Annotated in this window: 9 protein-coding genes; 4 read left to right on the forward strand and 5 right to left on the reverse strand. The window is 70.3% G+C overall.

Going from position 1 to position 14,286, the window contains the following annotated elements:
• Nucleotides 1-34: 34 nt before the first annotated feature.
• Both Val02_RS01810 and Val02_RS01815 read left to right on the forward strand, forming a co-directional pair.
• Nucleotides 35-1,228 (forward strand): MFS transporter, encoded by a 1,194-nt coding sequence (locus Val02_RS01810; RefSeq protein WP_239151503.1) that lies wholly within the window; start codon nt 35-37, stop codon nt 1,226-1,228.
• A gap of 9 nt (nt 1,229-1,237) precedes the next feature.
• Nucleotides 1,238-2,416, forward strand: coding sequence for an ROK family transcriptional regulator (locus Val02_RS01815; protein ID WP_203897053.1), 1,179 nt, complete (start codon nt 1,238-1,240; stop codon nt 2,414-2,416).
• A gap of 54 nt (nt 2,417-2,470) precedes the next feature.
• Here the strand turns inward: Val02_RS01815 and Val02_RS01820 are convergent, their stop codons facing one another.
• The 5 genes from Val02_RS01820 to Val02_RS01840 form a co-directional block, all read right to left on the reverse strand.
• Nucleotides 2,471-3,346 (reverse strand): DUF559 domain-containing protein, encoded by an 876-nt coding sequence (locus tag Val02_RS01820; RefSeq protein ID WP_203897054.1) that lies wholly within the window; start codon nt 3,344-3,346, stop codon nt 2,471-2,473.
• Between the two features lie 92 nt (nt 3,347-3,438).
• Nucleotides 3,439-4,803, reverse strand: coding sequence for a GH1 family beta-glucosidase (locus tag Val02_RS01825; RefSeq protein WP_203897055.1), 1,365 nt, complete (start codon nt 4,801-4,803; stop codon nt 3,439-3,441).
• A gap of 5 nt (nt 4,804-4,808) precedes the next feature.
• Nucleotides 4,809-5,648, reverse strand: coding sequence for a carbohydrate ABC transporter permease (locus Val02_RS01830; protein ID WP_203897056.1), 840 nt, complete (start codon nt 5,646-5,648; stop codon nt 4,809-4,811).
• Nucleotides 5,641-6,612, reverse strand: coding sequence for a carbohydrate ABC transporter permease (locus Val02_RS01835; protein WP_239151522.1), 972 nt, complete (start codon nt 6,610-6,612; stop codon nt 5,641-5,643). The genes Val02_RS01830 and Val02_RS01835 overlap by 8 nt, the downstream gene beginning before the upstream one ends.
• A complete protein-coding gene (locus tag Val02_RS01840; RefSeq protein WP_239151533.1) occupies nt 6,609-7,883 on the reverse strand; it encodes an ABC transporter substrate-binding protein in 1,275 nt (424 codons plus the stop codon). Before Val02_RS01840 ends, Val02_RS01835 begins: the two co-directional genes overlap by 4 nt.
• 282 nt (nt 7,884-8,165) lie before the next feature.
• Between Val02_RS01840 and Val02_RS01845 the strand changes: the two genes are divergently transcribed.
• Together Val02_RS01845 and Val02_RS01850 are read left to right on the forward strand one after the other, a co-directional pair.
• Nucleotides 8,166-10,772 carry a discoidin domain-containing protein gene (locus Val02_RS01845; protein ID WP_203897058.1) on the forward strand — a complete coding sequence of 869 codons (2,607 nt, stop codon included), beginning with the start codon at nt 8,166-8,168 and terminating at the stop codon, nt 10,770-10,772.
• Nucleotides 10,773-10,828: 56 nt separating this feature from the next.
• On the forward strand, nt 10,829-14,215 hold the full coding sequence (locus tag Val02_RS01850) for a discoidin domain-containing protein (protein ID WP_239151542.1): 3,387 nt from the start codon (nt 10,829-10,831) through the stop codon (nt 14,213-14,215).
• The last annotated feature ends 71 nt before the right edge of the window (nt 14,216-14,286 follow it).

The following is a 14,286-nucleotide window of genomic DNA, read 5'->3' on the forward strand; positions in this document are numbered from 1 at the left end:
GGCGGTGATGATCGCCGCTGCGGAGGCTGGACGCATGACGCTCCTGGCCCTCCCGGCCCCTGTCCGCACCGCCGCACCCGGCTTCTGGGCCGTCGCGTTCGCGTTCCTGACCACGATGGCGTTCTCGACGGTGCCGACGCCGCTGTATCCGCTGTACGTGGCGCGGGAGGGGTTCTCCACGTTCACGGTCACCGTCGTGTTCGCCGCCTACGCGCTCGGCGTCGTCGCCAGCCTGCTGGTCGCCGGGCCGCTGTCCGACCGGGTCGGGAGGCGGGCCGTTCTGGTGCCCGCGCTCGGGCTTGAACTGCTGGCCGCACTTCTCTTCCTGACGTCCACGTCGCTGCCGGCGCTGCTGCTCGCCCGCCTCCTGAACGGCCTCGGCGTCGGCGTGATCAGTTCCACCGCCACGGCCTACCTCCAGGAGCTGAACGGCCGCCGCTTCGAGACCGTCTCGACGGCCGCCAATCTGGGCGGGCTCGGCCTCGGCACGCTCGTCGCCGGGTTCCTGGCGCAGTTCGTCGACGCGCCGCTGCGCACGCCGTACGTGCTCTTCGCCGTCCTGCTCGTGCTGAGCACGGTCGCGGTCGCGCTGACCCCCGAGACGGTGTCGGTGCGGCAGGCGAGGCCCGCACGGCGGGTGGCCCTCGGCAGTCCGGCCGCCGGTGCGGCGGGGTTCGCCGCGTTCGCCGTGTTCGGCCTCTTCACCTCGCTCGCGCCGGCGTTCGTCGCCGGAACCCTGCACCACCCGTCCCGCGCGCTCGCCGGCGCGGTCGTCTTCGCGGTGTTCGCCTCCGCCACGGCCGCCCAACTCCTCACCCGCCACCTCCCCGAACGCCCGAAGGCCCGCCTCGGACTGCTCGCCCAGGCGGTGGGCGTGCTCACGCTCACGGCCGGCGTGCACCTGGCCGGCGCCGCGTGGTTCCTGGTCGGGGGAGTGGTCGCCGGGGCCGGGGCGGGGCTGTCGTTCAAGGCCGCCGTCGGTGCCGTCGCCCGGACGGCCGCCCCCGCCGCGCGTGCCGCCGCACTGGCCGGTCTCTTCCTCGTCTCCTACCTCGGCATGGTGGTGCCGGCGCTCGGCATCGGCGTCGCGGCCCGCACGGTTCCGCTCGCGACGGCGCTGACCGGCTTCGCCGTGCTCCACCTGTTCGTGCTGGCGACCGCCGCCGCACTGAACGGGCGACGGGGCTTAATTAAAGCCCTGATGCATGGGCCTACGGCGCTGCGCTAATCTGCGCACGTGGACGCGAGGCGCACGACGGTCCGGGACATGCGACGGGCGAACCGTTCGGTGCTGCTGACCCGGCTCTACCGCGACGGACCGCTCAGCCGCTACGACCTCGTGCAGAGCACCGCGCTGAGCCAGGCGAGCGTCAGCAACCTCGTCGGCGAACTGGTCGACGAGGGCCTCGTCGAGGAGGCCGGCCAGGTCGAGTCCGACGGCGGCCGGCCGCGGGTGCTGCTGCGCGTGGCGCCCGAGTTCGGCTACGTGGTGGGCGTCGATGTCGGCGAGACCCGCGTCCAGGTCGAACTCTTCGACATGTCCATGACCGCCCGCGCCAAGGCCGACAACGCCCTGGAGTCCACCGGACGGCAGCCCGACGAGGTCGTCGCCCGCGTGCTCGACGGGCTGCACACGGTGATCCGCCAGGCCGGGGTCGACCCCGCGCGCGTGCTCGGCGTCGGCGTGGCCGTCTCCGGCGTCGTCGAACGCCCCGACGACGCCGTCGTGCACGCCCAGACCCTGGGCTGGGACGCGGTGCCGCTCGGCGCCATGCTGCGCCGCGGGACGGACCTGCCCGTTCTCGTGGACAACGGCGCGAAGACGCTCGGCCAGGCCGAGATGTGGTTCGGCGCCGGGCGGGGTGCGCGGCACGCCGTCATCGCGCTCGTCGGCTCCGGTGTCGGCGCGGCCGTCGTCGCCGACGGGGTCAGCTATCGCGGGTTTCACAGCAGCGCCGGCGAATGGGGCCACACCACGATCGTGTACGGCGGGCGGGAGTGCCGGTGCGGCTCGCGCGGCTGCCTCGAGGCGTACGTCGGCGCGGAGGCGATCCTCGACCGCTACGGCCACGCCGTCGACGCACCCGACGAGGAATCGGCGATCAGCGCCCTCGTGCAGTCCCCGTCGGAGGCCGCCGCCTCGGTCCTCAACGAGACCGTGGGCTATCTCGGTGCCGGGTTCGCCACGCTGATCAACCTGTTCAACCCCGAGCGGATCGTCCTCGGCGGGTGGACCGGACTGGCGCTCGGGCAACGGTTCCTGTCGGAGATCCGCGACGCCACCGGGCGGCACGCGCTGCGGCAGCCGTTCGCGCAGACGGAGATCGTCCTCTGCGAACTCGGCCAGGACGCGGTGGCCCTGGGCGCCGCCACGCTCCCCGTCGCCCGCCTGCTCTCCAGCGGCGGTTCCCGCTGAAGGTCTGACCCCGGAGGCAGGTTATCGGCCGCCGGTGACCTGTTCCCGGGGTCACTACTTGAGCGCCGCCCGGATCTGCGCCAGCATCCGCGCCTGAGCGTGCGTCAGGTCGTCGGCGGTGAAGCGCAGCACGGTCCACCCGGCCAGGCGGAGGCGGTTGAGGCGCACCGCGTCCCGGCGGAACGTGTCGCGCCCGCGGTGGTGGTCGCCGTCGTACTCCAGACCCACGCGGCGCTCCGGATAGGCGAGGTCGAGGCGGCCCACGAAACGGCCGGCGGCGTCGAAGACGTCGTGCTGCACCACCGGTTCGGGCAGGCCGGCCGTCACCACGGTCAGGCGAAGGCGGGTCTCCATCGGGGACTCCACGCCTTCACGAGCAAGGGCGAGCGCCTGGCGGGCGTGGCGGACGTGGCGCCAGTTGGGGTGGGCCGCAAGGTAGGCCGCGATCGCCTCGGGCTTTACCGCACGCCGGCCGAGCAGCGCGTCGACGCGGATCACGGCGGCCGTCAGATCAGGGTCGCGGGCCAGGTCGAACGCGGTGCGGACGGGCGAGGTGACCCGCAGCCCGCCGCGCCGCCACACGTCGGTGCGCTCCAGCGCGGATCGGACGACCGTCAGCCCCGGACGGGTACGCAGCCGGCACGCACCGGTCACCTCGACGGGATCCTCCGGCCCGAGCACGTCCGCGCCGTAGGCGAACGCCGCCGCCCGGTGGGACAACGCCGCGCCGGGTGGCAGCAGCAGTCCGACGGCCCGGCAGCGGACATAAGCGTCCACGCGGGCGTCCCGGTGGATGTAGACGTCATCGAAGAGCCGGCGCCAGCTCGGACCGGCGAGCCGGCCACGGGTGAGGAGACCGTGGGCGATCGCGGCGGAACCGCGAAACGGCGCGAACCGCAGCTCGGCCGGGACGTCGGCGCTTCGGGACATGCACCGCAGAATGCACCGGGGGTCCGACAGAATGCCCGCGCTCAGGTGGAGCGGGGCCGGCCGACCCCACGACGACCGACCCCGGGCATCTTTCAGGCCGGGTGCTTGAACGACTCGATGAGGTCCGCGTAGCGGCGGCCGCTCTCCTTGAGCGTGCGCTTCTGCGTCTTGTAGTCGACGTGCACCAGCCCGAACCGCTTGTCGTACCCGTACGCCCACTCGAAGTTGTCCAGCAGCGACCAGACGAAGTAGCCGTCGACCGGCACACCCCGTGCGGCGGCCCGCGCGACGGCCTGGATGTGGTCGTCGTTGTACTTCGTGCGGTCCTTGTCGTCGACGACCTCGGTGAGCGTGACCTCGTCGTACCAGGCCGAACCGCTCTCGGTCACCATGATCCGCGCGGGTGCGTACTCCTCGTGCACGCGCACCAGGGTCTGTTCGAGGCCGTCGGCGTAGACCTCCCAGTCCATGGCCGTCGTCGAAGAGCCAGGGACCTCTACCTGGCGGGCGTAAGGCGCAGCGGCGTCAGGGGCGTCAACCACGACCTGGCGGAAGTAGTAGTTGATTCCCAGCAGATCCGTGGGGGTGGCGATCACGTCGAGGTCGCCGGAGTGGACCGGGGGTTCCATGCCGTAGACGTCGAGCATGTCGGCCGGGTAGCCGCGCCCGAACACCGGATCCAGCCACCAGCGGTTGGTGTGCCCGTCCGCGCGCACGGCGGCGGCGACGTCCTCCGGCCGGTCGGTGCCCGGTTCGATGGGGCTCAGGTTGAACACGATGCCGACCTGCGCCGGTCGACTCGCCGCCGCGCGGATGGCCTGCGTGGCGAGGCCGTGGCCCAGGAGAAGGTGGTGCGAGGTGTCGATCGCGCGGCGCAGGTCCCGTTCACCCGGCGCCATCTTGCCCTCGAGGTGGCCGATCCACGCGGAGCACAGCGGCTCGTTGACCGTGTTCCACGTTTTCACCCTGTCGCCGTATGCGCCGGCCACGATCTCGGCGTACGAAGCGAAGGCCGCGGCGGTGTCCCGGGACGGCCAGCCGCCCTTTTCCTGCAGCGCCTGCGGCAGGTCCCAGTGGTAGAGCGTGACCAACGGTTCGATGCCGGCCGCCAGGAGGTTGTCGATGAGCCTGTCGTAAAAGGCAAGGCCTGGCGGGTTCGGCGTGCCGGTGCCGTCGGGCAGGATGCGGGGCCAGGCGATCGAGAAGCGGTACGCGTCGACTCCCAGGCGGCGCAACAGATCCACGTCCTGCGGCCAGCGGTGGTAGTGGTCGCAGGCGACGTCGCCGGTGTCGCCGTTGTCGATCGCCCCGGGCACCCGGCAGAACGTGTCCCAGATGGACGGCTTGCGCCCGTCGACGTCGACGGCGCCCTCGATCTGGTAGGCCGAGGTGGCCACACCCCAGGTGAACCCGGGCGGCAGCGCGGACAGGTCCGGCACGGATCGAATCCCTTCCATGATGGTCACTTCACGGCACCCGCGGTCAGGCCCGCGACGAAATAGCGTTGCAGCGCAAGGAATCCGGCCACCACCGGCACACTGACCACCAGCGAGGCGGCCATCACCTGGTTCCAGTAGACCTGGGACTGGGTCGAGTAGCCCTTGAGGCCGACGGCGATGGTGCGGCTGTTCTCGTCGGTCATCACGGAGGCGAAGAGCACCTCGCCCCACGCCGTCATGAACGCGTACACGGTCACCGCGACGATGCCGGGTACCGCCGTCGGCAGGATCACCCGGAACAGCGTGCGCATCGGCCCGGCTCCGTCGACCGCGGCGGCCTCGTCCAGTTCCCTCGGAATGGAATCGAAATAGCCGACGAGCATCCAGATCGAGAAGGGTAGTGAGAACGTCAGGTACGTGATGATCAAGCCGGTGCGACTGGCGTACAGCGACGTGCCGAGGGTGTTGTCGAGGTTGACAAATAGCAGGAACAGCGGGAGCAGGAAGAGGATCCCGGGGAACATCTGCGTCGACAGCACGGTGACCGAGAAGAGCTGCCGCCCCCGGAACCGGTACCGGCTCACCGCGAACGCCGCCAGAATCGCGATCGCCACCGAGATGACGGCCGCCACGCTCGACACGAGAAGGCTGTTCACCAGATAGCGGCCCAGCGGCACGGTGCTCCACATGTCGACGAACGCCTGCGCCGTCGGATGCGTCGGGATCCAGGTGAAGACGCCCTGCACGTCCTGCAGCGGCTTGGCCGCCGAGGAGACCATCGCGTACAGCGGCACCAGGACGAACAGCGCCAGCACCGTCAGCACGACGCGTCGGGCCCAGCGTTCGCCGGCGGACTCACGCATCGAACCGCCTCCGGTTGGTGATCAGCAGATAGACGGCCGTCACGACGAGCAGGAACGCCAACAGCGCCACCGACATCGCCGAACCCGTCCCGAAGTTCCAGGTGACGAAGGAACTCTTGTAGATGTGCACCGACACCAGATCGGCCTCCCGCGGAGCCGAACCGCCGAACAGCACGTACGGCGTGGTGAAGTCGTTGAACGTCCACAGGAACAGCACCAGCAGCACCACCCGGTTGACCGGCCGCAGCATCGGCAGCGTGACCGAACGCAGCCGCCGCCAGAACCCGGCGCCGTCGATGGCCGCCGCCTCGTACAGCTCGGTCGGCACGTTCTGCAGGCCGGCCATGAGGCACAGGAACGCGAACGGCCACAGCTTCCAGACCGTCACGACGATGACGGCGACGATGCTGTTCGGCCCGATCAGCCAGAACGGCGGCTCGTCCACCAGGTGCAGCTGTTCGACGAGCACGTGGTTGATCAGCCCGTTGTCGCGCTGGAACATGAACGTCCAGATGATCACGGCGGCGAACGCCGGCAGCGCGTACGGCGTGAGGAACAGCGCCCGCAGGAACGCCCGCCCGCGGAACGGCCGCTGCGTGAAGACCGCGGCTGTCACGCCGATGACCCAGGACAGCGCCACCGAGATGACCGTGTACACGATGGTGACCCAGAACGAGTGCAGCAGTTCCTTGCCGGCGGCGGAGTCGACGTCGAGCGTGACCCGGTAGTTCTCCCACCCGACGAACGGAGCGGTCGACCAGTCCCGGATGTGGAACTGGGTCAGCTCCAGCAGGCTCATCCAGATACCGACGAGCATCGGCACGATGTGCACACCGAGCTCGAGGACCAGGGCGGGAATCAGCAGCAGATACGGCAGGGAAGGCCGGCGGCGGCGACGCGGGGGAGGCCCGCCGGGCAGCGTGCGTCGCTGCCCGGCGGAGCGCTCGACAACGGAACTACTCACTTCACCTGCTGCTGCGCGTTGCTGAGCTTCGTCTTGATCGCCTCGTCGGTGATCGGCTTGCCGCTGGCCGCGTCGGCGAACAGTTCCTTGATGATGCCGCCGACCAGCGTCTCGAACTGGCTCTCCTGCGCCACCTGCGGCAGCGGTGCGGCGCTGGTGTTGAGCACCTCGGCGAGCACCTTCTGCTCCGGCGCCGCGAACGCCGGGTCGGCCGCCGCGGGCTTGACCGAGGGCAGCGAGCCATAGGTCTTGTTCAGCTGCACCTGCTCCTCGTCGCTCGTCATGAACTTGACGAACTTGAGCGCGCCGTCCTTGTTCTTGGTGAAGTTGAAGACCGCCATGTTGATGCCGGCGACCATGCTGTTCACCTTCTTGCCGCCCGCGGGGGCGTTCTCCAGGAACGGCACCGGCGCCACGCCGTACGCGTCGGCCGGCATGTTCTGCGCCTTGAGCGAGGAGCCCGCCGCCTGCCACAGCAGCATCGCGGCCTTGCCGTTGGCGAAGTCCGACACGGCCTGGTTCTGCGCGTACTCGGCGTTGCCCGGGTTGACGATCTTGTCGCCGGCCATGAAGTTGACGTACCGCTTGACGGCGGCGACGTTCTGCGGCGTGTCGAAGGTGGCCTTGCCCGACTTGTCGAACCAGGCGCCGCCGTACTGCTGGCTGAACGTGAACGCGTGGTGCGCGTTCTCCGACGGGTTGGAGCCCTCGACGGCCAGGCCCCACTGGTTGGGCTTGGTGAGCTTCTTGCCGGCCTCGGCGAGTTCGGCCCAGGTGGTGGGCGGCGAGGCGATGCCGGCCTCGGCGAACATCTTCTTGTTGTAGTACAGGGCGTAGGAGAGGCTGTAGATCGGCACGGCCGTCGGCGGCTTGCCCTCGGCGCCGGCGGCGGCCAGCGCGGCGGGCACGAAGCGGTCCTTGCCGCCGACCTGACCCAGCGTGGCGTCGTCGAACTGCAGGAACGCGCCGGTGGCCTGCAGCGAGGCCGACCAGGTGTTGCCGATGTTCACCACGTCCGGGCCCTTGCCGGAGGTGGCGGCGGCGAGCAGCCGGTTGAGCAGGTCGGACCAGGGCACGACCTCGACCTTGACCTCGATACCGGTCTGCTGCTTGAACTTGTCCAGTTCCGGCTGGAGGATCGTCTTGTCCGCCTCCAGGCTGGGCCCCTGGTTGCTGGCCCAGTAGGTGAGCGTCTTGCCGTCCGAGCCGGAGTCTGCGCCGTCGCCGCACGCGGTGAGCGATGCGGCCGCGAGCACGGCCGCGACAGCCATTGCTAAGTGCCGTTTCGACACGGTAGGCCCTTCTGAATGGGGGGTGTACCTGACACGCGTGGGTGGCGCGTGGAGGGTTTCATCAGGTCTTGAACAATGCTGTCATCTAAAGGTCTGAGGACCCGTCCGTCAAGAGCCCAAGGACTCATCCCGGTCGAACCTTCGACGGGGGCGGGGGCACGCATCGATACTTATATTGACAGTTAATTCAAGTTGGGGAACGCTGTCGAGCGAGGCCGCCTCCCCGGCAATTACCCCCAGCACCCCGCCCAGGGAGCATTCATGCCCGCTGTCTCACGTCCTGCCCGCCGCCGGATCCTGGCATCCGTCCTCACCGTCTTCGCGTTACTGCTCGGATCCGCGTTCGTCGTGCTCGCCAACCAGGCGAACGCGGCGAGCGCGCTGCTGTCGCAGGGCAAGCCCGCCACCGCTTCCACCACCGAGAACGCCGGCGTCCCGGCCTCCGCGGCCGTCGACGGCAACACCGGCACGCGCTGGTCGAGCACGTTCGCCGACCCGCAGTGGCTGCAGGTCGACCTCGGCGCCACGGCCACCATCGACCAGGTGGTGCTCAACTGGGAGGCGGCCTACGCGACCGCGTTCCAGATCCAGGTCTCCAATGACGGATCGACCTGGACCACCGTCCACTCCACGACCACGGGCACCGGCGGCAACCAGACCCTCGCCGTCACCGGCTCGGGTCGCTACGTCCGCATCTCCCTCACCGCCCGCGGGACCGCTTACGGTTATTCGCTCTGGGAGTTCCAGGTCTACGGGAACGTCTCCACGGGCGGCGGCTGCGGCACCGACAACGCGGCCCTGGGCCGCCCCGCGACGGCCAGCTCGACCGAGAACGCCGGCGTCCCGGCCAGTGCCGCCGTCGACGGCAGCACCACCACGCGCTGGTCGTCCACCTTCGCCGACCCGGCGTGGCTGCAGGTCGACCTCGGCGCCACGGTGAACGTCTGCAAGGTCGGGCTCAACTGGGAGGCGGCCTACGCGTCGGCGTTCCAGATCCAGGTCTCCGGCGACGGCAACGCCTGGACCACGATCTACACCACGACCACCGGCCTCGGCGGCGTGCAGAACCTCGACGTCACCGGCAGCGGCCGCTACCTGCGGGTCTACGGCACCACGCGGGGCACGCCGTACGGCTACTCACTGTGGGAGCTGACGGTGAACACCTCCGGCGGCCCGACCTCGCCCAGCCCGAGCGCCAGCCCGTCCGGCCCGCTGATCCCCGGCGGCGGCGACCTCGGGTCGAACGTCATCGTCTTCGACCCGTCGATGAGCGGCGCCACGATCCAGACCCGCGTGGACCAGGTCTTCGCGCAGCAGGAGAGCGATCAGTTCGGCACCCGCCGGTACGCGCTGGCGTTCAAGCCCGGCACCTACAGCGGGTTCAACGCGCAGATCGGCTTCTACACGTCCATCATGGGCCTCGGCCAGAACCCGCAGGACGTGCGCATCAACGGCGACGTCACGGTCGACGCGGGCTGGTTCCAGGGCAACGCCACGCAGAACTTCTGGCGTTCGGCCGAGAACCTCAGCATCTACCCGTCGGCGGGCTTCACCCGCTGGGCGGTGTCGCAGGCGGCGCCGTTCCGGCGGATGGACATCCACGGCGACCTCAACCTCGCCCCGAACGGCTACGGCTGGGCCAGCGGCGGCTACATCGCCGACTCCCGGGTCAGCGGCACCGTGCAGCCGTACTCCCAGCAGCAGTGGTTCACCCGGGACAGCCAGATCGGCGGCTGGCTCAACGGCGTGTGGAACATGACGTTCTCCGGCGTGCAGGGCGCACCGGCGAACTCCTACCCGAACCCGGTCTACACGACCATCGCGCAGACGCCGGTCAACCGCGAGAAGCCGTACCTGTACGTCGACAACACCGGTGCGTACCGGGTGTTCGTGCCGTCGTTCCGCACCAACACCTCCGGCACCTCGTGGGCCGGCGGTCAGACCCCGGGCACCTCGCTGCCGCTCAGCCAGTTCTACGTGGCGAAGCCGGGGGACACGGCGGCGAAGATCAACGCGGCGCTGGCGCAGGGACTCCACCTGCTCTTCACACCCGGGATCTACCACGTCGACCAGACCATCAACGTCACCCGCGCGAACACCGTCGTGCTCGGCATCGGCTACCCGACCATCATCCCGGACAACGGCGTCAACGCGATGCAGGTGTCCGATGTGGACGGTGTGAAGGTCGCCGGGATCCTCTTCGACGCCGGACTGGTCAACTCGCCGATCCTCATGCAGATCGGCGCGCCCGGCTCGACCGCCTCGCACGCCTCGAACCCGACCTCGATCCACGACGTGTTCTTCCGGATCGGCGGCGCGTTCGCCGGCAAGTCGACGACCAGCCTCGTGGTCAACAGCAACGACACGCTGATCGACCACATCTGGGCGTGGCGCGGTGACCACGGCGCCGGCATCGGCTGGGACGTCAACACCGCCGACACCGGGCTCATCGTCAACGGCAACAACGTCACCGGGCTCGGGCTGTTCGTCGAGCACTACCAGAAGTACAACGTCATCTGGAACGGCAACGGCGGCCGGACGATCTTCTTCCAGAACGAGATGCCGTACGACCCGCCGTCCAACGCCGCGTGGCGCACCGGTGCCAACGGGTACGCCGCGTACAAGGTGGCCGACAGCGTCACCACGCACGAGGCGTGGGGCCTGGGCAGCTACTGCTACTTCAACGTCAACCCGAACGTCGTCGCCGACCGCGGCTTCGAGGCGCCCAACCGCAGCACGGTGCGGTTCCACTCGCTGCTGACCGTGTCGCTCGGCGGCAACGGCGTCATCAACCGCGTCATCAACGACACGGGTGTGCCCACCGTCCGGCCCGACACGGTCCCGAGCACGGTGGTGAACTACCCGTGAAATCCCGCCGCCTCAGTCTCCTGACTGCGGTGGCGGTGCTGGCAGGAGTTGCCTTGGTGGCCGCCGCCCCGGTCGCCGAGGCCGCTCCGACCCTCCTTTCCCAAGGAAAGCCCGCCACCGCTTCCTCCACCGAGAACGCGGGAACCCCGGCCGCCGCCGCATTCGACGGCGTCGCGGGCTCCCGCTGGTCGAGCGCCGCGTCCGACCCGCAATGGCTGCAGGTCGACCTCGGCGCCTCGGCGAGCATCACCCAGGTCGTGCTCCAGTGGGAGGCGGCCTACGCGACGGCGTTCCAGATCCAGGTGTCGGAGAACGGCACCACCTGGAGCCCGGTCTACTCCACCACCACGGGCACCGGCGGCAGCCAGACGCTCAACGTCACCGGGACCGGGCGGTACGTGCGCATGCACGGCACCGCCCGGGCCACCGGCTACGGCTACTCGCTCTACGAGTTCCAGGTCTTCGGGAACACGCCGACCGGGACGGCCTGCGGGACGACCGACGCCGCCCAGGGGAGGACCGCCACGGCGTCCTCCGCCGAGGGGCCTGACGTCGCCGCTGCGGCCGCCGTGGACGGCAACCCTGGTACCCGGTGGTCCTCGGTCTTCGCCGACCCACAGTGGCTCCAGGTCGACCTCGGCACCTCGGCGACGATCTGCCGGGTCACCCTCGCCTGGGAGGCGGCGTACGCGTCGGCCTTCCAGCTCCAGGTCTCCGACAACGGCACCTCGTGGAGCAACGTCTACACGACCACCACCGGCCCCGGGGGCACCCAGACCCTGGACGTCACCGGGACCGGCCGCTACGTCCGGATGAACGGCACCGCGCGCGGCACGCCCTACGGCTACTCGCTCTGGTCGTTCCAGGTGTTCACCACCGGCGGCGGCACCGGGCCCACCGGCTCGGTGATCTCCGGGTTCCAGCCGGTGAGGGCGTCGTCCCACGAGGGGGGCAACGCCCCGGGAGCCGCGCTGGACGGCCGCACCACGACGCGGTGGGCCAGCCTGAACAGCGACCCGCAGTGGATCTCCGTCGACCTGGGCGGCCCGGCACAGATCACCGGCGTCACCCTGAACTGGGAGACGGCGTACGCCACGGCCTACCGGCTCGAGGTGTCGAACGACGGCACCAACTGGTCGAGCGTCTACAGCACCACCACGGGCCGCGGCGGGGTGGAGAACCTCGCCGTCACCGGTTCGGGGCGGTACCTGCGGATGTACGGGACGGCGCGGGCCACCGGATACGGCTACTCCCTCTGGGAACTGGAGGTGCGCGGCACGGTCGACACGTCGGCGAACACGCCGCCGCTCCTGTCGGCTCCCACCCGGCCGCCGGGCACCACGGGGCAGTTCGCCGTCACGGCACCGGCCGACAACGCCATGCTCACCGCCAACCGCCGGCCGGCGTTCGGCTGGAACGCCGTCGCCGGAGCCGTCCGCTACCAGCTCTGGATCAACGTCAGCCGCATCGACTACGACTTCACCGCCCCGGGCAACCTCCTCGACCTGTACACGAAGGTCGCGGAGCCGACCGGCACCACGTACACGCCGACGTGGGACCTGCCCGACCGGTGGACCTACCGGTGGTACGTCGTGGCGGTCCAGGGCTCCGGCGCCACCACCACGTCGAACATCCGGACGTTCAGCGTGTACGTGCCGACGCTCGCCACCGACGTGCCGACCGTGAACGGCGCGCGGGACGCCAATCGCAACGGCGCGATCGAGCCCTACGAGGACTGGCGGCAGCCGGTCGAGACCCGCGTCAACGACCTTCTCGGGCGGATGACCGCCGAGGAGAAGGCCTACCAGATGTTCTACAACGCCCAGGCGTTCCCGCAGGCGGGCTGGCACTTCGGGCCGGCCGAGGCACCCGACCTCGACCGCTTCCTGCGCGCGTCGGCGGCCACGCGGCTGGGCATCCCGTTCGTCTCCGCCGGGGACACCATCCACGGCTACAAGACGACGTATCCGACCCAGAGCGCGCTGGCCGCCGGCCGGGACTACGCGCTGGACTACCGGCTCGCCGACATGCAGCGGCGGGAGCAGTTGGAGGTGGGCACCCGCGGCGTGCTGGGCCCGCTCGCCGAGGTCGGCACGAAGGTGATCTACCCCCGGATCCAGGAGGGGAACGGGGAGAACGCCGACGTGGCCGCCGCCCAGGTCCGGGCGATGGTCGCCGGGATGCAGGGCGGGCCGGAGCTGAATCCCCGTTCGGTGCTGGCGACCGTGAAGCACTGGCCGGGTGAGGGGGCCGGCGGGGAGGCACTGATCGTGTACGACGCCGTCACGATCAAGTACCACATGATCCCGTTCCGGGCGGCGATGGAAGCGGGCGCGGTGAACATCATGCCGGGCTACGCCGGGAGTTCGTTCCTCGACCCGGGTGGGCCGGGGGCCGGCGACAGTGCGCCGATCCTCAACTACCTGCGCCAGAACCTCGGCTTCACCGGCCTCATCACGACCGACTGGCTGCCCTCGGGCTCCTGGGTGGGGGCCGCCAAGGCGGGTTCCGACGTGATGGGCGGTGCCGATCCGGGTGCGGCGGGCTTCTCGATGGCCACGTTCATCGCGAACGTCCCCGCCGCCCGCATCGACGACGCGGTGCGGCGGGTGCTGCGCCTCAAGTTCCGGATGGGGCTCTTCGAGAACCCCTACGGCGACCCGGTCAACGGCCCGTACCGGCAGCACACGCCGGCGATGGCCGCCCTGGCCGACCAGGCGGCGCGATCGTCGATGACCGTGCTGAAGAACAACGGCGTGCTGCCGATGCGGCTCGCCGCGGGCGACAACATCGTCGTCGCCGGCCCGCGCGCGGACGACGGTCTCGCGTGCTGCGTCTGGACCAGCTACTTCCACCAGGAGTACGGGTCGCAGACGTTCCTCGGGGCGATCAGGTCCCGGGCGGCCACCGCCGGGGTGAACGTCCACCAGGACACCGGCCCCAATCCGAAGCTCGCCGTCGTCGCGGTCGGCGAGCCCTCCTACACGCACGCGACGGCGTGGACCAAGGAGCAGCCCTACCTGCCCGCCGACCAGCTGGCCGTGATCCGCAACTTCAAGAACCAGGGGATCCCGGTCGTGGTGCTGCTGGTGATGCCCCGGCCCTACGTGATCAGCGAGTGGAACGACCTCGCCGACGCCATCGTCGTGACCTACCGGGGCGGCGAGGAGATGGGACCGGCGGCGGCGAGCCTGCTCTTCGGCGACTACGCGCCGCGGGGGAAGCTGCCGTGGCAGTTGCCGCGCAGCCTCGACCAGGTGCTCAGGCCCGGCGGCACCGATGTGCCCGCCGACGCCAACGAGCAGTGGGACCTGCCGTACGACCTCGGCGCGACCGCTGCCCAGCGCGCCGAGATCCGGGCGCGCATCGACGCCGGCCAGGCGGTACCCACCACGTACGGAAATCCGCTGTATCCGTACGGAGCGGGACTGCAGGGCTGGTAACGCCCAGGTGAGAAGAGCGGCCGCCGTGGGGGTCTCCCGCGGCGGCCGCTCCTATTTCCCTACAAGACTGT

The organism is Virgisporangium aliadipatigenens, assembly GCF_016863615.1.
Classification (GTDB): Bacteria; Actinomycetota; Actinomycetes; order Mycobacteriales; family Micromonosporaceae; genus Virgisporangium; species Virgisporangium aliadipatigenens.

Coding starts and splice junctions, on each gene's coding strand:
- Val02_RS01825 (WP_203897055.1), bottom strand. CDS start 4,803: ATGGAAGGGATTCGATCCGTGCCGGACCTGTCCGCGCTGCCGCCCGGG.
- Val02_RS01840 (WP_239151533.1), bottom strand. CDS start 7,883: ATGGCTGTCGCGGCCGTGCTCGCGGCCGCATCGCTCACCGCGTGCGGC.
- Val02_RS01810 (WP_239151503.1), top strand. CDS start 35: ATGACGCTCCTGGCCCTCCCGGCCCCTGTCCGCACCGCCGCACCCGGC.
- Val02_RS01845 (WP_203897058.1), top strand. CDS start 8,166: ATGCCCGCTGTCTCACGTCCTGCCCGCCGCCGGATCCTGGCATCCGTC.
- Val02_RS01820 (WP_203897054.1), bottom strand. CDS start 3,346: ATGTCCCGAAGCGCCGACGTCCCGGCCGAGCTGCGGTTCGCGCCGTTT.
- Val02_RS01830 (WP_203897056.1), bottom strand. CDS start 5,648: ATGCGTGAGTCCGCCGGCGAACGCTGGGCCCGACGCGTCGTGCTGACG.